Origin of the sequence: Bacillus sp. FSL M8-0077, assembly GCF_038050255.1 — a bacterium.
Lineage (GTDB): Bacteria > Bacillota > Bacilli > Bacillales > Bacillaceae > Bacillus > Bacillus altitudinis.
Genome location: NZ_JBBPAF010000001.1, coordinates 2,063,532 through 2,089,332, shown reverse-complemented (window position 1 = coordinate 2,089,332; position 25,801 = coordinate 2,063,532). Strand labels below are relative to the sequence as shown.

Here is a 25,801-nt window from a genome sequence, read left to right as displayed (position 1 = left end):
GTTGTTTCGTTATTGGTTTTTAACGATTTATGTTGTTGTATCTTTTTTTAAAAGTATAAGGCATTTGTACGATCATGAATTAACAGATCCACGCATTTCCTATACGAAACGAATGCATTTCATTCATGAGCATGCAAAAAGGTTTGCCAGAGGATGTATTGATCAATCAGGATCCGTCATGACCATTCATCAGCAAAAAAAGCTGCCAGATGGCGCTGTTATTTATGTCACAGAAGCACATCATCCAGTGACGACGACATTGCTGATTGGTCACTTAGAGAAGCCATTTGCTTTTATGGCAAAACCGCATCTGTTTCGCTATCCCATCTTAAAACAATGGTTGAAGAAGATGGCGGTGATCAAGCAGAATCAATCTGATGAGGCGTTGTTAGAAGAAGCAAGAGAAAGAGTTCTATCTGGCCAGAGTCTGTTGCTTTCTGAACAATATCGTGTCATGGCAGAAACGCTTGCTGAAGAGTGTAACTGCCCACTTGTTCCGGTTGAAACAAGCGGCACAGACCGCCTTTTAACAGGGAAGATCATCAAAAGACTTCGTCCAGTTAATGTCGATATCCATATAAAAGCACCGGTCAAGATGAGTGATTACGCACAAAAGCGTGCATAGAAAAAACCAGCATCCGAATGTGGATGCTGGTTTTTTGATCATGATGGGATGTTGACACAATAAAATAGAATACAGAAAAACATGGATGCACTTCCGCCGAGAACAAAGCTGTGCCAAATCGCATGGTGATAGGGAATTTTCCGCCAAATATAAAAGATCGTTCCGACTGAATACAAAATACCGCCTAATAGTAAGAGGCTGAATCCAGCTCCTGTTAATTGAATGTACAGAGGTTTAATTGCGATGATAATCATCCAGCCCATCAATAAATAAACAAGGGTGGATACAATGATAAACCGTTTGACGAAAAAGATTTTAAAAACGATACCGCCTGCAGCAAGCGCCCATACGATTGCAAGAAGAGTATAGCCAAGTGCGCCTTTTAATGGGCCAAGCAAAAATGGCGTATATGTACCAGCAATCAATACATAAATCGCAGAGTGGTCAAGGATTTCAAATACATCTTTTGTTTTTTTGTGCCGAATGCTATGAAGCAAAGTAGAGCTTAAATAAAGCAGCAGCATCGACGCGCCAAATATCGAAAAGCTAATAATGTCAGTGACAGTGCCGTATTGAACAGCGAATAAAACGAGAAAAACAATGGCGGGAATGGATAAAATGACGCCAATGCCATGTGTAATCGCGTTGGCAATTTCTTCTTTTACAGTAAACAATGGATGTCCTCCTTTATTGAACCGGTATATAACCATCAAGCGACTTCAGAAATGAGAGACCTTCAAGTGTAATCTTCGTTCCAGCTCTGCCTTTCCCTTTCGTCACATAGGCTTTTTTCTCAAGATCATCTAATCGACTCCTGACTTGTTGAGGGGTCAGCGGGATGTCGCCTTGTTTGCTTAACTCAGACAAGATACGTCTGCTGGCTGCTTCTCCTTTTTCATTTAGAGACTTAATGGCTTCGAGTAAGAAAACAAATTCTTGTTTCTCCATAAGCGTAAGCTGGTGTTCTTCTTTTTTTCCTTTACCAGCTGTTTGTTGAGGTAATAATACAAAAGGTGGCAAGTGATGCAAGAAAACCGTTTGCCCTTCGAGGATCGCAGCTGCATAATGAACGATATTTTTGAGCTCTTTGACATTCCCTTCAAACGAATATTGCTGTAAGACTTCCCACACACTTGAATCAATGTCAGGTGTCATGTTCAGTTCTTGAAAGAAAGCAGCGGTTAAAATAGGAATATCTGTTTTTCGATCTTCTAAAGGCGGGAGAGAAAGATGAAGCACATTGAGCCGATAAAACAGCTCAGGTAAAAAATTGGATGAAACGCTCATCGCCTCTAATGATAAAGACGAAGAAGCAATGATTTTTGTTGCAGGAGAAACTTCGAGAAAACGAATGACCTGATGCTGCATAGGAATACTCAATGCGCTGACTTCGTCTAAATAAAGCACATGATTTGCCGCATGAGTGAATGCTTCCTGCAAAGTCACTTCATCTACAATGGGGCAGTATATATGTTTCATGGAAGCCTGCGAAGCAAATGTATTGGCCATTTCTTGTGCAAAGCGTGATTTACCTGTTCCGATTTCACCTGTGATCAACACAGGCTGATTGTTTTTCGTGAATTGTTTTGCCAAATGAATGGCGTGTTTTATATCTTGGTGTTCTCCATATATAGAAGCAAACGGATGTGTGGTCATCGAGTGATTCCTTTCTTTATGGTTCTAATTGGTTTTATTATAACACCCAATTGGAACAAATGTATAGAAAAACGAAAAAGTTCATGAAATTTATATCCGATCCATGATCTATTGGTTTATTTTTTGAATATTCATGTTATAATGACAAATTAAATAAGGTTAAAGAGAAAGGATCTTGTACATGAAACCGTTGCTCAAAGAAAACACGCTAATTCAAGTGAAAGACATCTTAAAAGCCCATCAAAATTTGAAGGATGTTGTGATTCATACACCACTTCAAAAAAATGAGCGACTTTCTGATCGATATGAATGTAATGTCTACTTAAAAAGAGAGGACCTGCAAGTAGTTCGTTCTTTTAAATTAAGAGGCGCTTTTAATAAAATGAGCCAGCTGCCAAAAGAAAAACTAGAAAACGGCATTGTCTGTGCCAGTGCAGGAAATCACGCACAAGGCGTTGCCTATTCTTGCAAATATTTGGGTATCCACGGGAAAATCTTTATGCCTGCTACCACGCCAAGGCAAAAAGTATCTCAAGTGGAGCTTTTCGGAAAAGAATATGTTGACATTATCTTAACCGGAGATACCTTTGATGATTCATATCACGAAGCAGTCAAATGCGGAGATAAAGAAAAGCGGGAATTTATCCATCCATTTGATGATTTAGATGTCATGGCAGGACAAGGAACAACTGCTGTAGAAATATTAAATGATATCGAAGTGGAGCCTCACTTTTTATTTGCAAGTGTCGGGGGCGGAGGTTTGTTATCTGGTGTTGGCACGTATATCAAAAATATTGCACCAGAAACGGAAATTATTGCAGTCGAGCCGCTTGGAGCCGCCTCACTTCATGCTTCCCATGAGAAAGGGGAGGTTGTCACACTTGATTCAATTGATAAATTTGTAGATGGAGCAGCGGTTCAGCGGATTGGTGAAAAGACGTTTACGTCGCTTCAGTCCGTTGTCGATAAAATTAGTCTTGTACCAGAAGGAAAAGTATGTACAACCATTTTAGAGCTGTATAATCAATGCGCAATTGTAGCTGAGCCAGCGGGTGCTTTACCGATTGCGGCTTTAGATGCACATCGTGAGGAGATTAAAGGGAAAAATGTCGTTTGTATTGTCAGCGGAGGCAATAATGACATTGGCCGGATGCAAGAAATCAAGGAACGCTCCATGATTTACGAGGGTCTCCAGCATTATTTCATCGTTAATTTTCCGCAAAGAGCAGGTGCTCTCAGAGAATTTTTAGATGAAGTGTTAGGGCCAAATGATGATATCTCACGTTTTGAATATACGAAAAAGAATAATCGAAGCAAAGGACCTGCGCTTGTTGGTATCGAATTGAAAGAAAGAGATGACTATGCAGCGCTGATTGACCGAATGAATAAAAAAGGCTTCCACTATGTTGAAGTGAATAAAGATCAAGATTTATTCCACCTATTTATTTAGGCTTAACAGATAATTGGAAAAGAGGATTGATCATTTGTGTTGCTCAAAACAATATGTTTTAGACGGATGGATGGAGCTCAGATCAAGGTAACAGAAGTTCCTGTTTTAAAGGGAGATGAGCCTCACTGTTTCATGCTCACCTTTAGACTTGAAGCTTTCTTGAAAAAAGTCTATGTATCTAAAGGAAAGAGACATGTGTACTCTTTCAGGGAGGATGTGAAACGTAACGTCAAGTGGAGCACATATGAACAGATCTATCAAGAGCCTACACTAAAACACAATGCGTAAATTGGAATCTTTGTCAAGGAGAGTGAGCGGCCATTTTGAAATGGCGGCTACTCATCTTGGCAAGGATTTTTTACATGAAAAGAAGAAAATGTGACAAATTCAAAAACGTTCTGACAGTTGTTTTCAAGTATGCACGAAATAAGGTAATATCATATGTAAAGACTAAGACAGCAAGGATGAGACGATAGTGAAACAAATTAAAATTGTAACAGATTCAACTGTGGACCTTCCGCAAGAAAAAATCAATGATCTTTCCATTCATGTTATTCCGCTTAATATCTCCATTTCTGGGGTTGATTATATTGACCGAGTGAACATACAGCCAGATGAATTTATTGAAAAAATGGAGGCCGCTGAGGAACTGCCGAAAACGTCTCAACCTGCGATCGGTCAATTCGTTGAGTTATATGAAAAACTGACGGCAGATGGAAGCGAAGTCATTAGTATCCATTTAACTGGTGGGATGAGTGGTACGGTTCAAACTGCTGAAAGCGCTTCTAAAATGGTAGACGGAAATATCACTGTCATCGATTCAAATTTTATTTCCTATGGTTTAGGGTTTCAAGTCACCAAAGCAGCAGAGCTTGCAAAAAAAGGTGCAAGCCGTGATGACATCCTCAAAGAAATGGACAAAATTCGTCTTAAAACAAAGCTATTTGTCACAATCGATACATTAGAAAATCTCGTGAAAGGTGGACGAATTGGAAGAGGGAAGGCGCTGATCGGTTCACTTCTTCATATTAAACCAATTGCCAGCTTAACAGACGGAATATACACACCAGAAGCGAATGTGAGAAGTTACTCCGCTCTTGTCCGCTATTTGACAAAACAGTATGTACAGGCGGTGAAAGGGAAAACCGTTCAGGCCATTGGGATTGCACATGCAGATGCATTAGAACTTGCAGAAAAGCTTAAAGCAGCACTGCTTGATCACACACCAGATGCACTAGTTGACATCGCTTATACAACACCGATTATTTCCTGTCATACGGGTAAGGGCGCTATAGGCTTTACTTTTTATACCGATTGATTGAAAAGGGGATGTTTTTGTCATGTATACAAAAAGGGGAGCCTTATTTGGTGCGCTTACGATTATAAGCGTGCTTCTTTTAGTCTCATGTTCAAATGGACAAATCAAGGATGCATTAAATTATCAAATCCAGCCGTTTGAATATCAAAACCAGGATGGTCAAAAGGTGTCGCTCGACGATTTAAAGGGGAAAGTCTGGGTGGCAGATTTTATTTTCACAAGCTGTGAAACGATTTGCCCGCCGATGACGGCACATATGACAGAGCTGCAAAAACGGTTAAAAGAAGAAAAATTGGATGCGCACATCATTTCATTTAGCGTCGACCCAGAGGTGGACTCACCGAAAAAGCTAAAGGAATTTGCAAAAGCATATCCATTATCCTTTAAAAATTGGGATTTTCTCACTGGTTACTCGCAGTCAGCGATTGAAAAATTTGCAATGAAAAGCTTTAAGACGATTGTGAAAAAACCTGAAGACGAAGACCAAGTGATACATCAATCTCTGTTTTTCCTCGTTGATCAAGAAGGAAAAGTGATGAAAAACTATGATGGTGTTCAAAATACGCCATATGATGAAATCATCAAGGACATCAAAACACTGAATCGAAGCTAGCATAAGGATGTTCAAATGAGCGAAAACATGATACACTTTTTTAATCAGAAAAAGGAGGGACATCATCGTTTGAAGGCTCGTTTGATTTTGATTGTGATGTCTCTAGCTTTTGTTCTTTCTGCATGTTCCGCGCAAGAGGCTGGCATAAAGGATAAACTAGAAGACACACAAAACGTAAAAGAACATATTACGATCGCAGCGGTTGGAGATTCCTTAACAGAAGGAATCGGAGATCAAAATAAAAAAGGGTATGCCGGCATCACCCGTGACAAGATAGAAGCGGTGGACGGTGTACAGTCTGTTACATTAAAAAACTATGCCATTAAAGGCAGTAGAACGGTAGATTTATTAAAAAGATTAAAAGAAAAAAAAGTGCAGGATGGACTGAAAGACGCTGATTATATTTTCTTTACGATCGGCGGAAATGACTTAATGCATGTCGTCCGTCAAAATGTGCTCAACTTGACATTTGCTCCTTTTCAAAAAGAGCAAGGTCCTTTTGAAGAGCGTTTTAAGACCATTCTTGCTCAATTAAGAGAGCATAATGACCATGCAAAGATCATGTATGTCAGTATGTACAATCCTTTTAAGTTCAGCTTATCTGAGCTGAGAGATATTGATGAGGTCGTCAAAGACTGGAATGCTGCTGCCGAAAAAGAACTAAAAAAAGACGGCAATGCTGATATGATCGATGTAGCAGATTTATTTGAAGATGATAAAGATGAAAAATTACTGGCAGATGATGATTTCCACCCAAACCAAAAGGGGTACTCTCTTATGGCAAATCGTTTATTCTCAGAAGTGAAAAAAGAAGGACTGCCGAAGGAATAGGGTGAAAAGATGAAAAAATGGAAGAGTTTATTTTTTATTTTACTGTCAATTAATCTATTGATTGTTCTTGTGTGCGGTATTTTTATGCTTCTGCCGAGCGATCAATCCGCTTCAAAAAACGAAGTGAAAAGCGAGTATGCTTTTAACATTTCTAGTTCAAAAGAATCGCTCACCAGCTTTGTCAATGATTATTTGAAAAACCAAGGATCAAGCGATATGCCCGACTTTCATGTTGCGATTGACCAAGATGTGAAAGTAACAGGTGCAATCAAAGCTTTTTCTTCAACAATTAATGCAAATGTATCATTTACACCAACTGTTGAAGATAACGGGGATGTTCTGCTGAAAGTAGATGACTTTTCAATTGGACAATTAAGCATCCCAATCAGTTTTGTTTTAAGCTACATGGGTCAATTCTATGAACTGCCTGATTTCGTTCATGTGAAACCAGACCAAAAAACGGTGGAAGTGCGCCTTTCAGAAATGCCGCTGACGAATGATATGTATGTCAAAGCGAACAAAATTGACCTTGAGAATGATGAAATTGAATTCTCATATTATCATCCAAAGCAATAGAACGTGTAAGTCAGGAGTGAAACTATGAAGCGAGTCTATCAATATTTTAGTTTACTGTCGCTCTTATTTGCTACATACTTTGGCATGACAGCTGCCTCTCATTTAAAAGCAGAAAATATCGACCAGTTTTACTTAAATATCGCCTATTGTGCATTATTTTTAGGTACCATGATTCTTGCTTTTGATTTTCAAAAACAAGAAAAAGCTGAAGATGTCTCGTAAATAGCCTTTTCCATTTGGAAAGGCTATTTGTCTTCTTTTCAGCGTGATTGAAAATCTTTGCATTCTAGGAAGGACGAGTACCGGAGCGGAGCGAATTTTACATTCGTGAGCACCGGCACGCAGGACTGACACCGAATGCGAAGGTTTGTCTACACGCTGAGAGCCTTTTCCATTTGGAAAGGCTCTTTTTACATTTGGTGAGACAAGACGACTTTTGCCATAAGCTCTGGTTCTCCGTTTGCAAATCCATGAAGTAAAATAAGATAGGCCCGCTTTGTTTGCAGGTGAACTTTCGGAATATCTAGCAGTACACTTTGAGTACCGGCAGCTTTTAATTCAAAGTGATACTTATTAGGAGAGAAGTGGTGGGTTTGGGTGCCGTTCACATATCCGAGTTCCTTTGATAACATGCCTTGATCTCGCTCATATATATCAATGAAAGGGAGGTCTGGTGACAACTGGATAAACGTGAGTGCTGATAGCTCTTCTTGCTTAATCAGCGAGTCTTGCTTTTCTGTGAGCAGCGCAAAGCCTGTATGAGCTCCTGTGATACATAGCGTGTAAGTCTCGTTTCCATTAATCATCATACGAGAAGAAAGAATTCTTTCTTTTGTAGACAGCTTGAATACTTCTATTTCATAAACCCCCTCATCCCATTCCATATAAGCAGACAGCTGACCGTATGGCAGCTTTTTTTGGATTGGATGCTGATTCACAAATACAGCAAGCTCATTTAAATCCGGTGCGGCGTGAAATAATCGAATAACGGCTTTGGAAATGGTGTTTCTCGGATGGTATGGGGGGGAGGTAGCTAACGGACGATATAGAAAGTGAGGCATTTCGTAGAGCTGCTGCAAGTCTTCATCCCTTCTTTCTCTACAATGTGTTTTTTGTAGCGTATGCAAGAAAAAGGCGATCTGTATAGGCAAAAGAAACATAGAAAAAAGCCTGACAAAAAGCGTCAGGCCCTCGTATTAAGAAGGAGATGAATATTGATGATATTCAGCCAGCTTAATGAACGTTTTTTCATCCTCAATTAATCCGCAAACGCCGCACTGGACTTTGATTTTCGGCCCTTGATAGTTCATGTGAAAAGGAGAAAGCTGATCCCCTTCGTATGTTTCGACAATAGCTCCAGTAGCTGGATCAAGTTTCACAGGTTCTGAATGCTGCTCGATGAGGTTAAAACGCGTTCTGTTGGTTTTGCAGTTCGGACAAAGATATGGACTTGTCATGGTTTATTCCACCTTTTTATCCGTAGCATGTCCTCCTCGCTAAATTCTATGCTTAATCCTTTTGATTTTTATCCAGCTTTTTAAACAATTTGATCATTGTTTTAAGTTCTTGATCATCAAATGATTCAAATCGTTCCATGAAGTATTCTGTTTTCTTTTTCTCAAAATGCTCAGTAATTTCCTTACCCTTATCGGTTAAGTGGATTTTGATGATGCGGCGATCCTCTTTTGAACGGATACGAGTGATCCAGCCTTTTTCTACAAGTGTGTCGGTTACAGCTGTAATATGGCTTGCTGATACACCGAGAATTGAGGCGAATTCCGTTACTTTTTTTGCACCTTGTTCACGCAGCAGATTTAAAATGAGAAATTCATTCCGAGATAATTCGTTTTCAAGCAGGCTGTTAATTTCATAACGTATTTGCTTAAATACGGTTCTCAGTAAAGTATCCATTTCATACATCATTTGTTTTCTTTGTTCCAATCATTAAACCCCCATTATATTTTAAGATACGACAGAACGCTTTCTTTTGTTTTTAGGTATACAAGTCGTATCATTTTCATTATTTTTTATCATGTTATAATATGATGATACCATTTTTTAAATGAAGGGGGCACTAATATGTCTGAAAAACAAGAATTAGCCACATTTGCTGGAGGCTGTTTCTGGTGTATGGTTAAACCTTTTGATGAACAGCCCGGCATTATCAAAGTTGAATCAGGGTATACTGGCGGACATACAGTGAATCCAACCTATGAGGAAGTATGTACAAATACGACAGGCCATAGAGAAGCCGTTCAAATTACGTTTGATCCAGACGTTTTTCCGTATGAGAAGCTATTAGAACTATACTGGCAGCAAATAGACCCAACAGATGATGGAGGACAATTCGGTGATAGAGGAGAGTCCTACCGTACAGGTATTTATGTCCACAATGAAAAACAAAGGCAGCTTGCAGAAACATCAAAAGAGCAGCTGAGCCAAAGTGGAATTTTCCAAAAGCCAATCGTGACAGAAATTTTAGAGGCGGGTCCTTTTTATCCTGCTGAGGAATATCATCAGCATTATTATAAAAAGAACAAAATGCACTACGAACGATACCATGTCGGTTCGGGCAGAGCAGGTTTTATTAAGTCTCATTGGAGTGATCAATAATGGCTAACGAAAAAGAGCAGCGCATCAAAGAGTTAAACCGAATGCAGTACGAAGTGACGCAAAATAATGGCACTGAGCCGCCATTTCAAAATGAATTTTGGGATCATAAGGAAGAGGGCATTTATGTAGATATCATTTCAGGCAAACCATTGTTTTCTTCTTTAGATAAATTTGATGCCCATTGCGGCTGGCCAAGTTTTACAAAACCGATTGAAGATCAAGAGGTAGAAGAGAAAGTAGATACGAGCCATGGAATGGTGCGGACAGAAGTTCGCAGTAAGACGGCCGACTCTCACCTTGGTCATGTATTCCCTGACGGCCCAGGGCCAAACGGTCTTCGATATTGTATTAATTCAGCCGCTTTAAAGTTTATCCCGAAGGATGATCTTGAAAAAGAAGGCTATGGCCATTTGAAACACATCTTTCAATAATTGATTTTAAAAATCGTCACATGGAAGTCAGCTGCTTCCGTGTGACGATTTTTTTATTTTTTATGGTGTGTATGATGTAATTGTTCAATGATGTGAAACAGCTTCTCTTTTGTAATGAGCGGTGCTTCGTTTGATGTGTAATGGGTCAAATGGACTTTTTGAAAATGAGGGTGAAGATGTGGTCTTGGTAAAATGGCATAAAATTGTTCATGTTCAAACAGTGCATCTGCCTCGTGAGGGAATGTGAGTTCCTCGTGAAGCTTTTCTCCAGGTCTTTTGCCGACAACGAGAATATCAGGAGAAGGAACGTTGATCTGACCGGCATATTCATGAAATGCTTTCAATAGATCTGCGAGCTGTAATGACTCCATCTTGAGAATGAAAGTTTCGCCGCCTTTCATCATGATAGCTGCTTCAAGCGTGAGGAATACAGCTTCTTCGATAGACATAAAAAAGCGTGTCATATTAGGATCAGTTACAGTTAGAGGTTGTTCATTTAACAACTGTTGAAGCATGATGGGGATGACGGAACCTCTTGATCCAAGCACATTGCCAAACCGGACAGAGCAAAACCTCGTTTTCTGATTTGAAATACTTTCATTCGCTTGAAAAAACAATTTTTCTGAAATTAATTTTGTAGCTCCCATTGCATTTGTCGGAGAAACCGCTTTGTCGGTTGAAATGTTGACAACATGACTGACTTCGTGTTCAAGTGCTGCTTCAATGACATGCTGTCCGCCGATGATATTGGTTTGGACAGCTTCAAACGGATTATCTTCGCAGGTGGGTACTTGTTTGAGTGCAGCTGCATGGAAGATGATATCTACCCCTTTGACAAGCTGCCTTACGCGGCTTGCATCCCTCACATCTCCAAGTGCAAATACGACCTCTGGATTTCCCGCATATTCATTTTTCATCATGTATTGTTTACTGTCATCTTTACTGAAGACAATGACCTTTTTAGGAGAGCAGGCTGTTAATTTTTTCACAATCTGCCGGCCGATCGAACCCGTACCGCCTATGACCAAGATGATTTTGTCACGAAAAAAGGTCTTCAAACTCGTTTCTATTTGTTTGGACATATTTAATCCCCCAACTCTCAATTCTCTACTTTGCATCATATGTGAAAGAGTGGAAGACGTTTGAGGAAAAGAACCACTTCATGCATAAATTAGGTGAACCAATTATAACCATCTGCTTGACGATTTAATAGAATATGTAGAGATAGAAGATTAAGTAGAATAGTGAGGCACCTGAAGACTTCAGTACGGCGATCAGTTCAGCTCTCAGAATTTATTCACTGATACTGAGCTGCGCGAGGGGAGAAGATCATACATGTATAGGGGAAATCGTATTTTAGCGATGATACCAGCTTTTAGCAGCAAGCAAGGGCATCATGCTGAACACATTCGCGTATTGGCGGAGCGGCCGCTGATCTATTGGACCATTCAGCCATTATTACAAATGATTGAATTAGATGAAGTCATCGTATCTTCAGAGGATGTGAATACTCAAATCATTTCGTCCCACTATGGAGCAAATGTGATTGAACTGCCAAGCACACATGTGACGGAACAAACACCTTCTTTAGTAGCTGTGAAGCATACGCTTGCTTATTTAGAACGAGAGGGAAAGACATTTGATATTGTTTTATATTTGCATCCATCATCACCACTAAGGCAGACGGCAGATATTGAGAACTGCTTGCAGCTTCTAGTAGAAGGAGGATATGATTGTGCGGCGTCTTTTACAGAGGCGTTAGAAAATCCAAATGAAACTTGGACACTTCATGACACCAATGAAGCCAGTCTGTATAAGGACAATCATTATTTTTTTGTACCAACTCAGGAGCACCCTTATACGTATGGGCGTTTAAATGGAGCTGTCTATGCGTTTCATGTTCCATATGCAAAAGAATGCATTCATTCCTTTTTAGAAGGATCTGTTGGTGCATATATGATGGATCATGCGCAATCGCTTGTTGTGAAAAGTGAGGAAGATCGGAAAAAGGCAGAGAAGATTTTATTGGCTCGACAAGATGCAGAAGGAACGGTATAAGATGATGTCAATTAGAAAAAGCGCCCGGTCATAGGGCGCTTTTGACTATTTCATAAAGTCTGTATGGCAGCGTATCAAATGTGTTCCAGCGAACGACTTGCTCGTAATTGTTCTCTGCAACCGATTGTCTTTGCTGAGGGTTTGTTACATAGTGCTCGACCTGCTCAATCAAATCGTTTTCATGTGTGTAAAAAGCGAAGCTTGAAAATGCCTGTGACGGTTGTAGATCTGTCAACTGAAAGCCTCCGCTTGCAGCGATATCAAATGCTCTGTTGTTGAGACTCATATTTTGAACATTGGCTTTGTTTTGATTATAGGCAAATTGCGCGGGCCTGTGCGGATTCAGAACAATGGCTGATGTTTGATAGATGTCTGCCATCTGCTCGGGACTCAGCCAGTGGGTCATCAGTGAGAGATCACGATATCGTCTGCGTGATTTATTCAACACGCGATGCCACTCTTTTCCTGCTACGAGAATGCGCCATTTGTTTTGATGTAAGAGTGTATCGATGGCTTTGATGCGGTTTGGATAAGGGTAGCCAATGAGTGCAATGTCATAGATGCACGACTCATGTGGTGATTCTTTTTTCTGAAATACGTGTGTATTGGTCGGAATGGGAAAGTAGTGCGTGTGATGAGCGCCTAGTTGTTTGTAAAATGACAAAGCACCTTCGTCAATCGTTAAGATCAGCTGTGCATCATTTGCACATGCAGCTGACACATCTATATAAAAAGGGTCTTCTGTCATCCATAGTACAACAGGGATCTTTTCTTGTTTGAATTGATGAAGCAGTTCTGTTGGAATATGATCACCGATCATCATGAAAACAAAATCCGGAGAAAATGTCCGGATTTTGTGCATATGAGCGGGGAGAGTTTCCCTTTCCATCTTGACGCATGAAAAGGGGGAATCAATGAAGCTATCTTCTAACCATTGATCGAACATCCGATAGATTCCACCGTAGCCAGAGCTGATATAAAGAAGCTTCATGATGGCCCTCTCACATTAAGATGTGAACGTAACACTTTCTACTTTATCTACATCTAATAGAGTCGTTGCAGAGCCCGTAGGTGTCACAGAGCTTTCTTGTGAGACGAAAACAACACCTGTTGAAGCATCGAATGATACGAATTGAACGGGTCCGATTAAGTCACCTGAGTCCATGACAATGCTAATGACTGTTCCAGGTGTAAGTCTTGCAAAAATCCATCTTGCTGGTTGAGATACGTCGAGTGTTGTAGCAGAATCTGAAGGTGATGCTTCAGCTGCCACCTCACTAAATAAATCGTTCAATTTTTCTTCCACTTGAACTCCTCCTTCTTCGAGATTAACTGTTAACGCATGACTAAGCGGTTTGAAAAACAGCTTTAATAGCTCTTTTTTTAATTCGGCACGCTTTTCGCTCATGTTTTCCCCATCCTTTCTTCATCCATTCAAACACACCACTATGTATATGCCGTTCTCTTTTTTTGGTATAAGCTGAATGCTCATTCCTTGTTTTTTTTTCATTTAATGACTTCACACATTTTTGAAAAATGTTTTCAAATGCTGATGCTAAATGAGGTGAACCTCATACTCTAGTAAAGATTAAACGAGAAGAAAGAGGGAATCTGAATGGAATTTGAACAACTATTAAATGGCTGGAACGAAGAATTACTAGAAACAGAAGGAATACTTGAAGTTGTGTTGATCATACTTCTTCTTCATCTTTTAGGGGAAAGTGAGGAAGGGAGTGCGTCAGAGATTAAAGAATTGCTGCGCCCATGGCTTGAGCTCGGGATTCCGCTACCGCGTGTTCATTTAGTCAATGGAGATGTGCTGCAAAATGTGGTTGTCGTACAATTGTTTGACTCAGTAGCAGTCTTTAAAAATGCGACAAATCAGCTAAGAGTAAGTGTTCCTTATGTGAACATTGTCAGCTGGGGGGCTTTTTAATCTATTTAAAAAAGGATAATGGTCATGAAAGTATCAGTGATATTAACAAGCTACAACAAACCTGATTTCATTGAACGTGTGCTAAAGAGTGTGGTAGAACAAACGTATCAGCATTGGGAGCTTTTGATCATGGATGATGGCTCTGAACAAGAAACGATCCAAAAGATGCAGCCTTATTTAGTGGATAAGCGCATTCAATTGTATTCTCATCAAATTCATCCTGCAGACCGGCTGAAGACTGTACGTTATGCAACGCTAATCAATGAAGCATTAACACGTATTACAGGTGAGCTGGTTTGTTATGTAACTGATGATACAGTATACAGAAAAGATCGTTTAGAGAAAATGGTCGAGGTTTTTCAATCGAAGCCTCACATAGATATCGTCTATTCCTCGCAGCGTGTCGTGCATGTGAATCAGCATTTGGTGGAAACGGCGAGCTTCGTTCGAGAAGCAGATCAAGTGTTGGAGCATGCATCCTTTCAAGTCGACCATTGCTCTGTTATGCATAGAAGCCGGCTGCTTTCGCTTATTCATGAAAAATATGGACAATACTGGGCTGACGAACCAAAACATTGGCATCATGCTGACTCTGTTTTTTGGATGAGACTGAATCATTTTTCTGTGTTCTTTCCATTGCAAGAAGTACTTGATACCACATATAAAACGCCGCAATCATTCCATCATATGTTTTCGAGTATGCCATACGATTTAATTGACGGAGCTGTGATTGAAAGAGAAGGCGCTTATTATCAAATCGCTCACGGATATCTTCATCAAATTGACAAGCGCTGGGTGAATGAAAAGAACAGGCGTGCGATCCGTGTTCCTTCCTTATGTTCGATGAAATATGAAATGAGAGAGATGCTGACAGTGCCAAATTATACAGTTGTCACCGCAGATAACGGCAGAACATTTTATTATATTGAACATCAGACAAAAAGACGGTTTGCTTCAAAACGTGATGTGCAATATTTTCAGTTTCACCAAAAGGAGATATACACGGTAACAAAAGAGCAGCTGGAGACGTTTGAGGAAGGCAGCATCATTCAAGTATCTCCAATATTCAGCCCGCCAAATAGACGGCTGTTTAAATGGAAACAAGATGTCTATTTATTTGTGCATGATACCTTTTGCAGAATTGTCCCTGAGGTAGTGAAAATATTTGCGTTTTACCATCAGCCAATCAAACTACAGCCTTCTCAATTTGCATTTTTTCAAGAAGGAAAGCCGATTGTGCCGCTGTATATGGAGTCCCTTCAGGAATTTGACTTGTCTCTTTATCAAATATCAGGGCGAAAGCACTCCTCATAAGAGGGGTGCTTTTTTTAGAATAGACGAAAAAAGCAGGAGATCGAAAGGAAAAAGCGAAACGTGAAAAGGATAGGGGAACACGTTGAACATCATCAAGCCGCTGAAAATTGGGCAATACGTGCCGGATTTTCGGCATAGAAAGTGAGGGGGAAATAGTGGGGAAGGTTGTCGAAAGAGCGGATTGGTTTGAATTAATTTTAGAAGCCATCGATGAAGCGATTCACGTTGTAGACGATCAGGGGGTCACCATCTTTTATAATCATAATGCAGCGAAGTTTGACTGTTTAGCGAAAGAAGAGGTGGTTGGCAAGTACATACTGGATGTGTATCCTTCATTAACTGAAAAGACAAGTACACTCATGCATGTACTCAGAACGGGGAAACCCATTTATCATTCTTTGCAAACTTATTTGAATAAAAATGGAGAAAAAATTGAAACCGTCAACACCACATTGCCCATTAAGGAAGGCAGCAAGTTAATTGGGGCGGTAGAAGTAGCGAAGGATGTGTCGAAGCTGTCGGCACTTTCAAATCGTTTAGATCAAAAAAAGCGAACGGATGGTGTGCCCGGCACCACTCAAATGCATGATTTTTCTTCATTTTTAACAAATGATCCACACCTAAAAGAGATGCTGGAGAAAGCTAAAAAAGCTGCTGCATATCCTTCATCCGTTGTGGTCTACGGGGAAACTGGGACAGGAAAAGAGGTACTCGTACAAGCGATAGTTCATGCATCTGATCGAAAAGATCAAGTCTTTATCCCACAAAACTGCGCTGCCCTTCCAGAATCGCTGCTTGAAAGTCTTTTATTCGGGTCTGTCAAAGGAAGTTATACGGGCGCAATAGATCGCAAAGGGCTGTTTGAGTTAGCAGATGGTGGTACGCTTTTTCTTGATGAGCTACAAGCGATGCCGCTTACACTGCAAACAAAACTACTGCGTGTGTTAGAGGATGGTGTTGTCCGCCGGATAGGTGATGCAAAAGCGGTTCAAGTAAATGTCAGAGTGATTACTGCACTCAATATTAACCCATTTGAAGCCGTTAAAAAACAAATGTTAAGAGAAGACTTATTTTATAGACTGCATGTGTCATCATTTCATATCCCGCCGCTTCGCACAAGGAAGCATGATATCCAGCTGTTATCCCGCCATTTTATTCAAACGTATCATCAGCAATTTTCTAAAAACGTCAACCGCCTTTCTGAAGAAACTGTCCAAGTATTTATGGCCCATCAGTGGCCAGGGAATGTCAGAGAATTAAAACATACGATTGAGCATGCCGTCTTGATGATGCCAAAGGAAGCAGAAGAAATTACCCCAGCATATCTCCCTGCCCATTTGCGGACGCATCAGATAGAAAGTCATCCGCCAGAGTCCTCATTAAAAAGTCAAGTGACGTCATTTGAACAAACGCTGATTCAAGAAGCTTTACGAAAGCACGCAGGGAATATTAAGCAAACGGCAGCCGCTTTAAAGATTCCTCGACAAACATTGCAGTATAAGCTAAAAAAATATACAGATGCCGAAAAGTAGGCACTTCAAACAGATGAATGTGATGGAAAAGCTCCTTTTGTAAAGAATAGGGGCATTTTCCCATGTTGGCACATAACTTGCATAGTATAAAGTGAATGCTGATAGGGGGAATGGATATGAATCAAAAACTGTATCAACCTGCGCGACATTGGAAGGACATTGAACTTTGGAAGGATGTACCCGAGGAAAAGTGGAACGACTGGATTTGGCAGCTGACGCATACGGTCAAAACGCTTGAAGATTTAGAAAAAGTCGTGAACTTAACAGAAGAGGAAAAAGAAGGGGTGAAAATTTCTACGAAAACCATTCCACTCAACATTACACCCTACTATGCCTCACTGATGAATCCAGACGATCCAAGATGCCCAATTCGTATGCAGTCTGTACCGATTGCAGAAGAGCTTCATAAAACAAAATATGACCTCGAAGATCCGCTCCATGAAGATGAGGATTCACCTGTTTCTGGTTTAACGCACCGCTACCCAGATCGTGTGCTGTTTCTTGTCACAAATCAGTGCTCCATGTACTGCCGCTATTGTACGAGAAGACGTTTTTCCGGTCAGATCGGGATGGGCGTGCCGAAAAAGCAATTAGATGCCGCCATTGGATATATTAGAGAAACCCCTGAAGTGCGGGATGTGTTAATTTCAGGCGGTGACGGGCTGTTAATTAATGATCAAGTGCTTGAATACATTTTGAAAAACTTACGAGACATTCCTCACGTTGAAATCATTCGAATTGGAACACGTGCCCCGGTCGTGTTTCCGCAGCGAATTACAGATGAATTGTGTGAGATCTTGAAAAAATATCACCCAGTTTGGCTGAACACTCACTTTAATACAAGCATTGAAATCACCAAAGAAGCGAAAGAAGCATGTGAGCGCCTTGTCAATGCTGGCGTGCCTGTTGGCAATCAGGCGGTAATTCTAGCGGGAATTAACGACAGCGTTCCAATTATGAAGAAGCTGATGCATGATCTCGTGAAGATCCGCGTCAGACCTTATTATATTTATCAATGTGATTTATCTGAGGGGATCGGCCACTTTAGAACACCGGTTTCAAAAGGCCTTGAAATCATTGAAGGCTTAAGAGGGCATACGAGTGGTTATGCTGTGCCGAGCTTTGTTGTAGATGCACCAGGCGGAGGAGGTAAGATCGCCTTACAGCCAAATTATTTATTATCTCAAAGCCCAGAGAAAGTGGTCCTGCGTAACTTTGAAGGTGTGATCACCTCTTACCCAGAGCCGGAACATTACGTTGCCGGCCAGGCGGATGCGTATTTTAATGAAATCTATGAAGAAAAGAAAGAACCGGCCATTGGCGTGACAGCTCTATTTGAGGACGAAGCAAGATCCTTTACGCCTGAAAATTTAAGCCGAATGAAACGAAGAGAGTCTTATGAAACGAATCCTGAACATGATACGCTCAAAAACAAGCGAGAAAAACGAGATGAGTTAAAAGAAAAGAAATATCAAGCCCAGCTCAAAAAAGAACAAACCGTAAAGGAGGAGAAATAACGTTGCTGACATGTGATTGGTGTGAGGAGAAGAAAGCGAACGCAGGACAGACCACAGTCTATTGGGAACTCATCACGGGCACACAATCGATTGAGATTTTGGAAACGCCTTCGATTTCTTGCACGCATTGCGGGATGACGTATCAGAAGGATGAGACAGTAAAAGAGATAGAAGATCAATTAATTTTAGTCGATCAAACAAAGCTTCCAGAAAAAATCTCATATGAAGAATTAATGAGCATGGAGCGGTTATTAAAGCGTAATTACTTTGATTTTTCTTCATAAGTTGTACCTCCGCCTATACAAGTCATCAAATTCCTGTATAATATAACAACAAAATAGAGTGTCGCGGAGGGAAAAACAGGTGAAGTCGTTTTACCATTATTTAATGAAGTACAGACATCCAAAACCGAAGGATGAAATCAGTCATTTTGCAAATGCTGCTTATGAAGATCACAGCTTTCCTAAAGCATCCACTGATTATCATGAGCTATGTGCCTATTTAGAGTTAAATGGGGACTATTTAAGCTCCATGACGACATTTGACGAGGCTTTTGAGCAATACGAAGTAGAAGTCAAAAAAAAATAACACACACAACCGCTTGTTCCGTATGGAAGAAGCGGTTTTTTCATGAAGAAATAAAATGGCGTTTTGCATGGTGTGGTTGCCCATGCAGAATTCCTTGCGCCGGCATACGATACGTTAAGACCAAAAGTCGGGCAAGGGGGAGACAGAATGAAGGCGAAAGCACCAAAATATAAAGTAGGGGATATTGTCGTCGTTGTCATGTACGGCACAGTTGGAACGATAACAAAAGTCCATCAAATTGACCAGCATTATCTATATGAGGTCAATCATAATGAGGTGCTTTATTTTGAAACATCACTCCAGCTTTACGATGAGTACGACGGGGTGATAGTGGATACAGAAAAGCTGGACATTGAATATGAGTTCCTCATTGGCGATGTTGTATATGTAAAGGATTATGGGAAAGAGCTATTTAAAATCATTGGTCATCGGACTGAAATATGGCGCTACCTTGAAGATGGCTGGGAAGATGTCATTTATGAACTCACAAGGTTAAAAGATGGAGAATGGCTGGAAACAGAGGAAGAAGACTTGACGCTTGTCCTAAGGAAATATGAGATGGATCAGTTTGTTCATCAGCTTCTTTTTGTGCATTACGTTGGAGAAACCTCAAAAGAAATAGAGGAAGATATGGTGCAAACCGCTCTATTACAGTTAGAAGAGAAACAAGAAACGGAAGCATCACTAGAATTTCTCGCTGTATCTATAGTGGATGAGCTTCTTGATATTTACAATGATTATAAAATTCTCTATGAATTTTTCAAAGATCCAGAATATAAGGATATGATGGACTTTATTTTGGAAAGTTTAAACGAGCATTTTGGTTAAAAGAAGACTTGTCCTAACACGAATAAAAAGTAAGGAACACAGAAAAAAGCAATCACATAAAACCATCCCCTCAAGATACGGCCCATTACCTGATCAAAAGTATGTCCATCTAATATGCTTAACCATTTCATTGCCTCGTGCCCCTTTTCTTTTCGTTTACTGCATTTATATGTATGGAATAAGCCATTATGACAAACTGTAATAAAAATAAGGCGGCGTTCATACATCATAAAAAAGGAGGCGGAAAGCAATGAAAGAAGCAGATTTGGTGATTGATACAGAGGAAATTGCAGAATTCTTCTACATGGAGCTGGTCAAAAGAGGGTACATACCATCTGAGCTGGAAACGTTTGAGCTTGCCGATATTACATTTGAATATCTGCTGAGGAAAGCAATGATAGTTGAAGAAGAGGCAAGGTAGGCACTATACTTTGAAGAGATTCTGAGTAGAAAGGGAGGGGAATTGTTTCGCGTGTATGTCATCATTTTTTTCCTTTTGTTTGGCGCCATCGCTGCGCTTATGGTATCTGGTATGTTTCAGGAATTGGACAACCAGATCATCTTATCGTTTGAGAACATCAGACTTCCTTTTTTAAATGATGTCATGCTGACTTTGACTGACTTTGGTATCAGTGCGCTGCTTGTCCCAATCATGCTCATCTTTAGCGTGATGCTGTTTATGTATAAACGCTACCACTCTATTATGCTGCTTTTTCTACTATATATGGCAGAAAAAACGGTCAATCATGAACTGAAAGGACTGTTTGCTAGAGAGCGTCCGGCCTTTGATCATCTAGTGAATGAGACCTATTACAGCTTTCCGAGCGGTCATTCTATGAATGCAGCAACGATCTATCCATTTATTGCCTATCTATTCATTGAAATGGTTCCGTGGCTGAAAAAGAGACAAAAAGCAGTCTACATGGTGACAGGATGTTGTGTGCTGATGATCGGCATCAGCAGGATGTATATCGGTGTTCATTATGTCACTGATGTAGCAGGGGGCTTTGCGATAGGACTAGCTTTATTTCTCATATGTAAAAAGATTGACGAAAAATTGTCCGTCATTCGACAAAAATAGAAGAAGGAAATTCATAGATCCTAGCCAATTTTATATAAAAGGGGAGGGATTTGAATGCAATTGACGTTGAGATTTTTTCAAAAGAAACCTTCAGCTTATCACTTAACCATCTACCAAACACCTGAATATGGTGCTGCAAGCGGACATCAGCCTGTGTACCGGACAAAGATTGGCGGCAGGACACACCTTGATGTACTGGAAAAAGCATTCTCGACATTTAATGTACAAGATACAGTCCCTAATGATTACAATGCACGGTTTATCACAACAGGCGATATCGTTGTGATTGATGACCAGAAAAAAGGGAAGTGCTACTACCAGCTCTTTCCGGCAGGATGGAAACGCAGTGAACGCCTAATAACGATGAGTTAAATATAAACGATGATGCCAGCTCTACTTTTAGCTGGTATTTTCTTTTTTGATCTCAATCGTTTATAATAAATGGGACTAAACACATGTTAAACGTAAGTGGAGGCTAAAAAATGAGTGTACATATTGGAGCAGAAAAAGGACAAATTGCAGAAACGGTATTGCTTCCAGGCGATCCGCTTCGTGCGAAATATATTGCAGATACATATTTAGAAGATGTTGTGTGCTATAACGAAGTGCGTGGCATGTATGGTTATACTGGAACATATAAAGGAAAACGCATTTCTGTACAAGGTACTGGAATGGGCGTACCGTCTATTTCGATCTATGTGAATGAGCTGATCCAAAGCTATGATGTTCAAAACTTAATCCGTGTCGGTTCTTGCGGAGCGATCAAAAAGGATGTCAATGTACGCGACGTCATCTTAGCTCAAACATCATCAACAGATTCTCAAATGAACCGTGTGGAATTTGGACCGATTGATTACGCACCATGTGCTGATTTTGGTTTACTGAAAAAAGCCTACGACACAGCAGAAGCGAAAAATGTAGCTGTGCGTGTTGGGAATGTATTTACAGCAGACCAATTTTATAATGAAAAACCACTTGAGCTGATGGATCAATATGGAATTCTAGCGATTGAAATGGAGACAACGGCTCTTTATACGCTTGCTGCAAAATTTGGCAGAAAAGCGTTGTCGATTCTGACAGTGAGTGATCATGTGCTAACAGGAGAAGAAACAACTGCTGAAGAGCGTCAAACGACATTTGACGAAATGATCTTAATTGCACTAGATTCTGTTTTATAATAGTATAAAGGGTGTGCTACGATGTAGCGCATCTTTATTTTTTTAGTAGAGCAAAAGGAAGGTATGTCATGAAGAAAAGCTATAAAATACTCTCAATCGCATCGATTCTTGGTTTGACGGCCGCATTATCAGGCTGCCAGTTGCTGGATCAGAAAAGCGGTACCACTGAATCTAACAAAACAAACGAACAAAAGAACGCAGCAAGTTCATCACCCCAGCAAAACTCAAACGATACGGCAGATTCATCTAATCAAGAGCTGACGTTAAAGAGTGAATATTTCAATGACATCAAGGTAGTGAGCGGACTGAAGACCATTCAAAACCCTGAAAATGTGCTTGCTTTAGTGAACAAAGAATATGCACTGCCAGGAACCTATAAACCTTCTGATCTCGTTGTACCAAAAGTGGAATTCTCTTTTTCAGAGGATATTGAAAAACGATATATTCGAAAAGAAGCAGCGGAGGCACTTGCGAAGTTATTCAAAGGTGCTAAAAAGGAAAACTTTGAGCTTGCTGCAGTATCGGGCTATCGTTCCTATGACCGTCAAAAAGTCATTTTTGATAGTGAAGTGAAACTAAAAGGGAAAGAAAAAGCCCAAGAAGCCGTAGCCTTACCAGGGGAAAGTGAACATCAAACAGGTCTAGCTATGGATATTTCCTCAAAAAGTGCCGGCTTTGAAATCTCTGAAAAATTTGGTGAAACACCTGATGGTAAATGGGTAGCCAAAAATGCTTATAAATATGGCTTTATCATCCGTTATCCAAAAGGGAAAGAAGACATCACGAAATATGAATATGAGCCGTGGCACTTGCGCTATGTAGGGAAAGAAGCTGCAAAAGCGATGCATGATCATGATTTAACATTCGAAGAGTATATGAACAAAGTGAAGAAAATATAAACAAATAAAAGGCCTCCCGAAGCTGGGAGGCCTTCTTTTATACGCCGTTTTAAAAAAAGAACAAACCTGCTAAAGCGAAGCCGGTAATAAAACCGAGACCGATGCCATAAGCTGCACCCCAGCCATAATAACCTCCGTAATATCCATAACCAAAGCCCCCGCGGGACCCGCCGACTGGACGGATATAAACTTTGCGGTTTGACACCCGCTCAATACGTCCAACATGTACTCTGCCATTTCGATCGGTAATTCTAGCTACTTTCCCCATATGCTGCTGACAAAGTTTGTAGTAGCGCTCCATGTTTTTCCTCCTTATGACAAACTCTTTTCACTCTTATCCTATGCGAAAGACTTCATAGAGTTTGGACAAAACATATAGGAGATTCGCTCATTTTATACTGTACATTCAAATACAAGGTGACTCAGATGTTCTCGGTGTGTTTGAATCAGGTCATAGTGTGTCTGTAATGTATCATAAAGAGAAGATGGTATTTGATCTGATAATTCCATTTCGGTCGGCTCCTCCTGCACCATGTGCTCATCGAATGAGAGAATCTGAATGTCACGGAATCCTGCGGACGCTAACTGCTTTTGCCATTCAGAAAATGAAAAGAGGGAGTGAAACCCATAAAACTCCCGAATGGCTACCTGTTCTTTTGAGGTAAGCGGCACTTTTAACACAGCCTCATTAGCGATCAATTGTTGTCCAGGAGCAAGCACCCGTTTTATCTCAGCAAGCGCAGCAGGTAAATGGGTGAAGCTTAAAACAGATTCACTGATCAGTAGAGAGAACGAGTCATCCGCAAAAGGCAGGTGTTCGATCGATGCTTGCTGTGCGCGGAAAGGTAGTTGTTCCCGCTTGAATCGCAGATTGGCTTTTTCAATCATCAAAGGATGTGTATCAATCGCCTCTACTTCATAACCTAAATGTCCTAAATATGCGGCTGTTTGTCCTGTGCCGCATCCAACATCCAGTATACGATCGCCAGACGCCAGGTTGAGATGCTCAATCATCGTTTTTGTTAGCTCAATTCCACCAGGATGGGCACCTGATACACCAAAATAGGCAAGCATTTCTACATAGTCACTCATGGAATCCCTTCTTTCTTTATCATGTTTCTCTCTAAAGATTATGCATTGCAGGGCTAAATGGCTTATCTTTTCAAATAGAAGTTTGATCCTTTGGTTGACGGATGAAGAATCGTCCTTGATAATAATGAAAGGAGATAAAGGTGGTGTTTTTTTGAAAAAACAATTCAAGTTCGTGATCGCCATTCTGGTGACAGCAGCGCTTTCCTCAGCGATTACATTTGTTATGACAAAACAAGGTGCTGTCAGCGTTTCAGGAGATGAGAAGTTTAGTAAACTCATGGCTGCATATACGAAGGTAAAAAACGAGTATTACGAAAAAACGGATGATCAAAAACTAGTAGACGGTGCGATTCAAGGAATGATTGCATCACTTGATGATCCATACTCTACATATATGGATCAGGAGGAAGCCGAAGGGTTTAACAACACGATTTCATCTTCATTTGAAGGAATTGGTGCACAAGTAGAAGAGAAAGATGGACAAATTTTAATTGTCGCACCGATTAAAGGCTCTCCTGCTGAAAAAGCTGGTTTGAAACCTCATGATCGTATTTTAAAAGTGGATGGTAAAAGCACAAAAGGCATGTCAGTGAATAAAGCCGTTTCTCTTATCAGAGGGAAAAAAGGAACGGATGTCAAACTGCATTTGAACAGACAAGGTGTTGGAAATGTGGATGTCACGATCACAAGAGATACCATCCCGCTTGAAACGGTGTATGCAAAACTAACAAAAGATAAAATAGGCGAAATCCAAATCACTTCTTTTGCTGAAACCACCTCTAAAGAGTTGGATAAAGCGATTGATGACCTTGAGAAAAAAGGGGCAAAAGGTTTTGTCATTGATCTGAGAGATAATCCAGGCGGCATTATGACAGAAGCGATTGAAATGAGCAATGACTTTATCGATAAAGGAAAAGTCATTATGCAAGTTGAGGAAAAAGGGAAGAAACAAGTGTACAAAGCGGAAAAAGAACGCAAAGTACATCAGCCGGCAGTTGTTCTTGTAAACGGCGGTTCAGCGAGTGCTGCTGAAATCATGGCGGCAGCTCTGCACCAATCCTCTAGCATTCAACTTGTTGGAGAAAAGACATTTGGTAAAGGAACTGTTCAGAATGCGCAAAGCTACAATGATGGTTCTAGTGTGAAATTAACCATTGCCAAGTGGCTGACACCAGACGGGTCTTGGATTCATAAAAAAGGAATTGAGCCACAAGTGAAAGCATCTCTACCGAGTTATGCGAAGCTACCATACTTAAGTCCGAAAAAGACGTATCAACTGAATGATCATGGAGATGAAGTCAAAGCAGCTCAAAAAATGTTCCAAGCGCTTGGTTACAAAGCAAAAGCCAATGGAGAATATGATCAAGCATTCCAGTCGATGGTGAAAAGTTTCCAATCAGATCACGATCTAAAGGCTGATGGTATTCTTACAGGGGACACAACGACAGTATTAATGACAAACATCCAAGATAAGCTCAAGAAAAATGATACGCAAATGAAAAAAGCCATTGAAGTGTTGAAAAAAGAAATGAAATAGAAAAAGCAGTCCTCATCAGGGGACTGCTTCAAATTGTTGACAAAGGGCTACAATGAACTTTATTTTAGCCCTTTGTCTTCTTTTCAGCTCAGCGTGATAGAATACCTTTGAAGTCTAGGAAGGACAGC

At 40.4% G+C, this 25,801-nt stretch carries 35 protein-coding genes; 24 read left to right on the top strand and 11 right to left on the bottom strand.

What is annotated here, in order from left to right:
* Window position 1 precedes the first annotated feature (1 nt).
* Complete coding sequence (locus NST57_RS10630) at window positions 2-625, top strand: lysophospholipid acyltransferase family protein (RefSeq protein ID WP_341298538.1); 624 nt, start codon at window positions 2-4, stop codon at window positions 623-625.
* Between the two features lie 38 nt (window positions 626-663).
* Here NST57_RS10630 and trhA read toward each other — a convergent pair whose 3' ends face one another.
* Window positions 664-1,299, bottom strand: a complete 636-nt coding sequence (gene trhA / locus NST57_RS10625) for a PAQR family membrane homeostasis protein TrhA (RefSeq protein ID WP_142155323.1) — start codon at window positions 1,297-1,299, stop codon at window positions 664-666.
* 13 nt (window positions 1,300-1,312) lie between these two features.
* A complete protein-coding gene (locus NST57_RS10620; protein WP_341298537.1) occupies window positions 1,313-2,281 on the bottom strand; it encodes a sigma 54-interacting transcriptional regulator in 969 nt (322 codons plus the stop codon).
* Between the two features lie 181 nt (window positions 2,282-2,462).
* Here NST57_RS10620 and ilvA point away from each other — a divergent pair, with 181 nt between their 5' ends.
* The 7 genes from ilvA to ypmT all read left to right on the top strand — a co-directional run bounded on the left by ilvA (window position 2,463) and on the right by ypmT (window position 7,291).
* Window positions 2,463-3,731 carry a threonine ammonia-lyase IlvA gene (gene ilvA / locus NST57_RS10615; protein WP_142155321.1) on the top strand — a complete coding sequence of 423 codons (1,269 nt, stop codon included), beginning with the start codon at window positions 2,463-2,465 and terminating at the stop codon, window positions 3,729-3,731.
* A gap of 36 nt (window positions 3,732-3,767) precedes the next feature.
* Window positions 3,768-4,019 (top strand): DUF2535 family protein, encoded by a 252-nt coding sequence (locus NST57_RS10610; protein WP_142155320.1) that lies wholly within the window; start codon window positions 3,768-3,770, stop codon window positions 4,017-4,019.
* A gap of 187 nt (window positions 4,020-4,206) precedes the next feature.
* Window positions 4,207-5,049: a DegV family protein gene (locus tag NST57_RS10605; RefSeq protein WP_017359697.1), complete on the top strand. Its 843-nt coding sequence runs from the start codon at window positions 4,207-4,209 to the stop codon at window positions 5,047-5,049.
* A gap of 22 nt (window positions 5,050-5,071) precedes the next feature.
* Window positions 5,072-5,662, top strand: coding sequence for a cytochrome c oxidase assembly protein (locus NST57_RS10600; RefSeq protein WP_007500791.1), 591 nt, complete (start codon window positions 5,072-5,074; stop codon window positions 5,660-5,662).
* A 69-nt stretch (window positions 5,663-5,731) separates the two neighbouring features.
* Window positions 5,732-6,493, top strand: a complete 762-nt coding sequence (locus tag NST57_RS10595) for an SGNH/GDSL hydrolase family protein (protein ID WP_017359696.1) — start codon at window positions 5,732-5,734, stop codon at window positions 6,491-6,493.
* Window positions 6,494-6,502: 9 nt separating this feature from the next.
* On the top strand, window positions 6,503-7,069 hold the full coding sequence (locus tag NST57_RS10590) for a DUF2140 family protein (RefSeq protein ID WP_142155319.1): 567 nt from the start codon (window positions 6,503-6,505) through the stop codon (window positions 7,067-7,069).
* A 24-nt stretch (window positions 7,070-7,093) separates the two neighbouring features.
* On the top strand, window positions 7,094-7,291 hold the full coding sequence (ypmT, locus tag NST57_RS10585) for a protein YpmT (protein ID WP_341298536.1): 198 nt from the start codon (window positions 7,094-7,096) through the stop codon (window positions 7,289-7,291).
* Between the two features lie 188 nt (window positions 7,292-7,479).
* Here ypmT and NST57_RS10580 read toward each other — a convergent pair whose 3' ends face one another.
* The 3 genes from NST57_RS10580 to NST57_RS10570 form a co-directional block, all read right to left on the bottom strand.
* Window positions 7,480-8,148 (bottom strand): DUF4397 domain-containing protein, encoded by a 669-nt coding sequence (locus tag NST57_RS10580; protein ID WP_142155317.1) that lies wholly within the window; start codon window positions 8,146-8,148, stop codon window positions 7,480-7,482.
* A 117-nt stretch (window positions 8,149-8,265) separates the two neighbouring features.
* Window positions 8,266-8,526 (bottom strand): hypothetical protein, encoded by a 261-nt coding sequence (locus NST57_RS10575; protein ID WP_008346413.1) that lies wholly within the window; start codon window positions 8,524-8,526, stop codon window positions 8,266-8,268.
* Window positions 8,527-8,578: 52 nt separating this feature from the next.
* Entirely contained in the window at window positions 8,579-9,010 is a 432-nt protein-coding gene (locus NST57_RS10570; RefSeq protein ID WP_142155316.1) for a MarR family transcriptional regulator, read from the bottom strand.
* Window positions 9,011-9,148: 138 nt separating this feature from the next.
* On the opposite strand from NST57_RS10570, the gene msrA reads away from it, so the two are divergent.
* Entirely contained in the window at window positions 9,149-9,682 is a 534-nt protein-coding gene (msrA, locus tag NST57_RS10565; RefSeq protein WP_142155315.1) for a peptide-methionine (S)-S-oxide reductase MsrA, read from the top strand.
* Entirely contained in the window at window positions 9,682-10,113 is a 432-nt protein-coding gene (msrB, locus tag NST57_RS10560; protein ID WP_007500777.1) for a peptide-methionine (R)-S-oxide reductase MsrB, read from the top strand. Before msrA ends, msrB begins: the two co-directional genes overlap by 1 nt.
* Before the next feature lie 53 nt (window positions 10,114-10,166).
* Here the strand turns inward: msrB and NST57_RS10555 are convergent, their stop codons facing one another.
* Window positions 10,167-11,195, bottom strand: coding sequence for an SDR family NAD(P)-dependent oxidoreductase (locus tag NST57_RS10555; protein ID WP_142155314.1), 1,029 nt, complete (start codon window positions 11,193-11,195; stop codon window positions 10,167-10,169).
* A 253-nt stretch (window positions 11,196-11,448) separates the two neighbouring features.
* Here NST57_RS10555 and NST57_RS10550 point away from each other — a divergent pair, with 253 nt between their 5' ends.
* Window positions 11,449-12,171: an acylneuraminate cytidylyltransferase family protein gene (locus NST57_RS10550; protein ID WP_341298535.1), complete on the top strand. Its 723-nt coding sequence runs from the start codon at window positions 11,449-11,451 to the stop codon at window positions 12,169-12,171.
* Between the two features lie 28 nt (window positions 12,172-12,199).
* Here NST57_RS10550 and NST57_RS10545 read toward each other — a convergent pair whose 3' ends face one another.
* A complete protein-coding gene (locus NST57_RS10545; protein WP_341298534.1) occupies window positions 12,200-12,994 on the bottom strand; it encodes a CgeB family protein in 795 nt (264 codons plus the stop codon).
* Between the two features lie 183 nt (window positions 12,995-13,177).
* Entirely contained in the window at window positions 13,178-13,579 is a 402-nt protein-coding gene (locus tag NST57_RS10540) for a hypothetical protein (protein WP_142155311.1), read from the bottom strand.
* Between the two features lie 207 nt (window positions 13,580-13,786).
* Between NST57_RS10540 and cgeC the strand changes: the two genes are divergently transcribed.
* The 7 genes from cgeC (at window position 13,787) to NST57_RS10505 (ending at window position 19,886) form a co-directional block, all read left to right on the top strand.
* A complete protein-coding gene (gene cgeC / locus NST57_RS10535; RefSeq protein WP_142155310.1) occupies window positions 13,787-14,107 on the top strand; it encodes a spore maturation protein CgeC in 321 nt (106 codons plus the stop codon).
* 18 nt (window positions 14,108-14,125) lie between these two features.
* Window positions 14,126-15,421: a glycosyltransferase gene (locus NST57_RS10530; protein ID WP_142155309.1), complete on the top strand. Its 1,296-nt coding sequence runs from the start codon at window positions 14,126-14,128 to the stop codon at window positions 15,419-15,421.
* 155 nt (window positions 15,422-15,576) lie between these two features.
* Window positions 15,577-16,953, top strand: a complete 1,377-nt coding sequence (locus tag NST57_RS10525) for a sigma-54 interaction domain-containing protein (RefSeq protein ID WP_341298533.1) — start codon at window positions 15,577-15,579, stop codon at window positions 16,951-16,953.
* A gap of 116 nt (window positions 16,954-17,069) precedes the next feature.
* The gene (ablA, locus tag NST57_RS10520) at window positions 17,070-18,470 is read left to right on the top strand and encodes a lysine 2,3-aminomutase (RefSeq protein WP_142155307.1); all 1,401 of its coding nucleotides are present in this window, start codon (window positions 17,070-17,072) and stop codon (window positions 18,468-18,470) included.
* A gap of 2 nt (window positions 18,471-18,472) precedes the next feature.
* On the top strand, window positions 18,473-18,754 hold the full coding sequence (locus tag NST57_RS10515; protein ID WP_024718564.1) for a YokU family protein: 282 nt from the start codon (window positions 18,473-18,475) through the stop codon (window positions 18,752-18,754).
* Window positions 18,755-18,833: 79 nt separating this feature from the next.
* Window positions 18,834-19,058 carry a YozE family protein gene (locus NST57_RS10510; protein ID WP_003215834.1) on the top strand — a complete coding sequence of 75 codons (225 nt, stop codon included), beginning with the start codon at window positions 18,834-18,836 and terminating at the stop codon, window positions 19,056-19,058.
* Between the two features lie 147 nt (window positions 19,059-19,205).
* Window positions 19,206-19,886, top strand: a complete 681-nt coding sequence (locus NST57_RS10505) for a hypothetical protein (RefSeq protein ID WP_142155305.1) — start codon at window positions 19,206-19,208, stop codon at window positions 19,884-19,886.
* Here the strand turns inward: NST57_RS10505 and NST57_RS10500 are convergent.
* Complete coding sequence (locus NST57_RS10500; RefSeq protein WP_017359686.1) at window positions 19,883-20,017, bottom strand: hypothetical protein; 135 nt, start codon at window positions 20,015-20,017, stop codon at window positions 19,883-19,885. The genes NST57_RS10505 and NST57_RS10500 overlap by 4 nt on opposite strands.
* A gap of 119 nt (window positions 20,018-20,136) precedes the next feature.
* Between NST57_RS10500 and NST57_RS10495 the strand changes: the two genes are divergently transcribed.
* The 5 genes from NST57_RS10495 to NST57_RS10475 all read left to right on the top strand — a co-directional run bounded on the left by NST57_RS10495 (window position 20,137) and on the right by NST57_RS10475 (window position 23,044).
* Window positions 20,137-20,307 (top strand): YozD family protein, encoded by a 171-nt coding sequence (locus NST57_RS10495; protein WP_142155303.1) that lies wholly within the window; start codon window positions 20,137-20,139, stop codon window positions 20,305-20,307.
* Between the two features lie 51 nt (window positions 20,308-20,358).
* Window positions 20,359-20,967: a phosphatase PAP2 family protein gene (locus NST57_RS10490; protein WP_142155301.1), complete on the top strand. Its 609-nt coding sequence runs from the start codon at window positions 20,359-20,361 to the stop codon at window positions 20,965-20,967.
* Between the two features lie 54 nt (window positions 20,968-21,021).
* Window positions 21,022-21,339, top strand: a complete 318-nt coding sequence (locus NST57_RS10485) for a hypothetical protein (RefSeq protein ID WP_142155300.1) — start codon at window positions 21,022-21,024, stop codon at window positions 21,337-21,339.
* Between the two features lie 110 nt (window positions 21,340-21,449).
* Complete coding sequence (gene deoD / locus NST57_RS10480) at window positions 21,450-22,145, top strand: purine-nucleoside phosphorylase (RefSeq protein WP_341298532.1); 696 nt, start codon at window positions 21,450-21,452, stop codon at window positions 22,143-22,145.
* 68 nt (window positions 22,146-22,213) lie between these two features.
* Window positions 22,214-23,044 (top strand): M15 family metallopeptidase, encoded by an 831-nt coding sequence (locus tag NST57_RS10475; RefSeq protein ID WP_017367458.1) that lies wholly within the window; start codon window positions 22,214-22,216, stop codon window positions 23,042-23,044.
* A gap of 49 nt (window positions 23,045-23,093) precedes the next feature.
* On the opposite strand, the gene NST57_RS10470 is transcribed toward NST57_RS10475, so the two are convergent.
* Window positions 23,094-23,345, bottom strand: a complete 252-nt coding sequence (locus NST57_RS10470; RefSeq protein ID WP_008346452.1) for a hypothetical protein — start codon at window positions 23,343-23,345, stop codon at window positions 23,094-23,096.
* A 92-nt stretch (window positions 23,346-23,437) separates the two neighbouring features.
* Window positions 23,438-24,136: a class I SAM-dependent methyltransferase gene (locus NST57_RS10465; RefSeq protein WP_341298531.1), complete on the bottom strand. Its 699-nt coding sequence runs from the start codon at window positions 24,134-24,136 to the stop codon at window positions 23,438-23,440.
* Window positions 24,137-24,287: 151 nt separating this feature from the next.
* On the opposite strand from NST57_RS10465, the gene NST57_RS10460 reads away from it, so the two are divergent.
* Window positions 24,288-25,673, top strand: a complete 1,386-nt coding sequence (locus NST57_RS10460; protein WP_341298530.1) for a S41 family peptidase — start codon at window positions 24,288-24,290, stop codon at window positions 25,671-25,673.
* The last annotated feature ends 128 nt before the right edge of the window (window positions 25,674-25,801 follow it).

What these genes read in the sequence shown, in the direction of transcription:
- NST57_RS10485 (WP_142155300.1), top strand. Translation starts at nt 21,022, where the DNA reads ATGCAATTGACGTTGAGATTTTTTCAAAAGAAACCTTCAGCTTATCAC.
- NST57_RS10475 (WP_017367458.1), top strand. Translation starts at nt 22,214, where the DNA reads ATGAAGAAAAGCTATAAAATACTCTCAATCGCATCGATTCTTGGTTTG.
- ablA (WP_142155307.1), top strand. Translation starts at nt 17,070, where the DNA reads ATGAATCAAAAACTGTATCAACCTGCGCGACATTGGAAGGACATTGAA.
- NST57_RS10500 (WP_017359686.1), bottom strand. Translation starts at nt 20,017, where the DNA reads ATGAAATGGTTAAGCATATTAGATGGACATACTTTTGATCAGGTAATG.
- NST57_RS10550 (WP_341298535.1), top strand. Translation starts at nt 11,449, where the DNA reads ATGTATAGGGGAAATCGTATTTTAGCGATGATACCAGCTTTTAGCAGC.
- NST57_RS10620 (WP_341298537.1), bottom strand. Translation starts at nt 2,281, where the DNA reads ATGACCACACATCCGTTTGCTTCTATATATGGAGAACACCAAGATATA.
- deoD (WP_341298532.1), top strand. Translation starts at nt 21,450, where the DNA reads ATGAGTGTACATATTGGAGCAGAAAAAGGACAAATTGCAGAAACGGTA.
- msrB (WP_007500777.1), top strand. Translation starts at nt 9,682, where the DNA reads ATGGCTAACGAAAAAGAGCAGCGCATCAAAGAGTTAAACCGAATGCAG.
- NST57_RS10590 (WP_142155319.1), top strand. Translation starts at nt 6,503, where the DNA reads ATGAAAAAATGGAAGAGTTTATTTTTTATTTTACTGTCAATTAATCTA.
- cgeC (WP_142155310.1), top strand. Translation starts at nt 13,787, where the DNA reads ATGGAATTTGAACAACTATTAAATGGCTGGAACGAAGAATTACTAGAA.
- NST57_RS10600 (WP_007500791.1), top strand. Translation starts at nt 5,072, where the DNA reads ATGTATACAAAAAGGGGAGCCTTATTTGGTGCGCTTACGATTATAAGC.
- NST57_RS10575 (WP_008346413.1), bottom strand. Translation starts at nt 8,526, where the DNA reads ATGACAAGTCCATATCTTTGTCCGAACTGCAAAACCAACAGAACGCGT.
- NST57_RS10505 (WP_142155305.1), top strand. Translation starts at nt 19,206, where the DNA reads ATGAAGGCGAAAGCACCAAAATATAAAGTAGGGGATATTGTCGTCGTT.
- ilvA (WP_142155321.1), top strand. Translation starts at nt 2,463, where the DNA reads ATGAAACCGTTGCTCAAAGAAAACACGCTAATTCAAGTGAAAGACATC.
- NST57_RS10470 (WP_008346452.1), bottom strand. Translation starts at nt 23,345, where the DNA reads ATGGAGCGCTACTACAAACTTTGTCAGCAGCATATGGGGAAAGTAGCT.
- NST57_RS10465 (WP_341298531.1), bottom strand. Translation starts at nt 24,136, where the DNA reads ATGAGTGACTATGTAGAAATGCTTGCCTATTTTGGTGTATCAGGTGCC.
- NST57_RS10555 (WP_142155314.1), bottom strand. Translation starts at nt 11,195, where the DNA reads ATGTCCAAACAAATAGAAACGAGTTTGAAGACCTTTTTTCGTGACAAA.
- NST57_RS10530 (WP_142155309.1), top strand. Translation starts at nt 14,126, where the DNA reads ATGGTCATGAAAGTATCAGTGATATTAACAAGCTACAACAAACCTGAT.
- NST57_RS10495 (WP_142155303.1), top strand. Translation starts at nt 20,137, where the DNA reads ATGAAAGAAGCAGATTTGGTGATTGATACAGAGGAAATTGCAGAATTC.
- ypmT (WP_341298536.1), top strand. Translation starts at nt 7,094, where the DNA reads ATGAAGCGAGTCTATCAATATTTTAGTTTACTGTCGCTCTTATTTGCT.
- NST57_RS10545 (WP_341298534.1), bottom strand. Translation starts at nt 12,994, where the DNA reads ATGATGATCGGTGATCATATTCCAACAGAACTGCTTCATCAATTCAAA.
- NST57_RS10540 (WP_142155311.1), bottom strand. Translation starts at nt 13,579, where the DNA reads ATGAGCGAAAAGCGTGCCGAATTAAAAAAAGAGCTATTAAAGCTGTTT.
- msrA (WP_142155315.1), top strand. Translation starts at nt 9,149, where the DNA reads ATGTCTGAAAAACAAGAATTAGCCACATTTGCTGGAGGCTGTTTCTGG.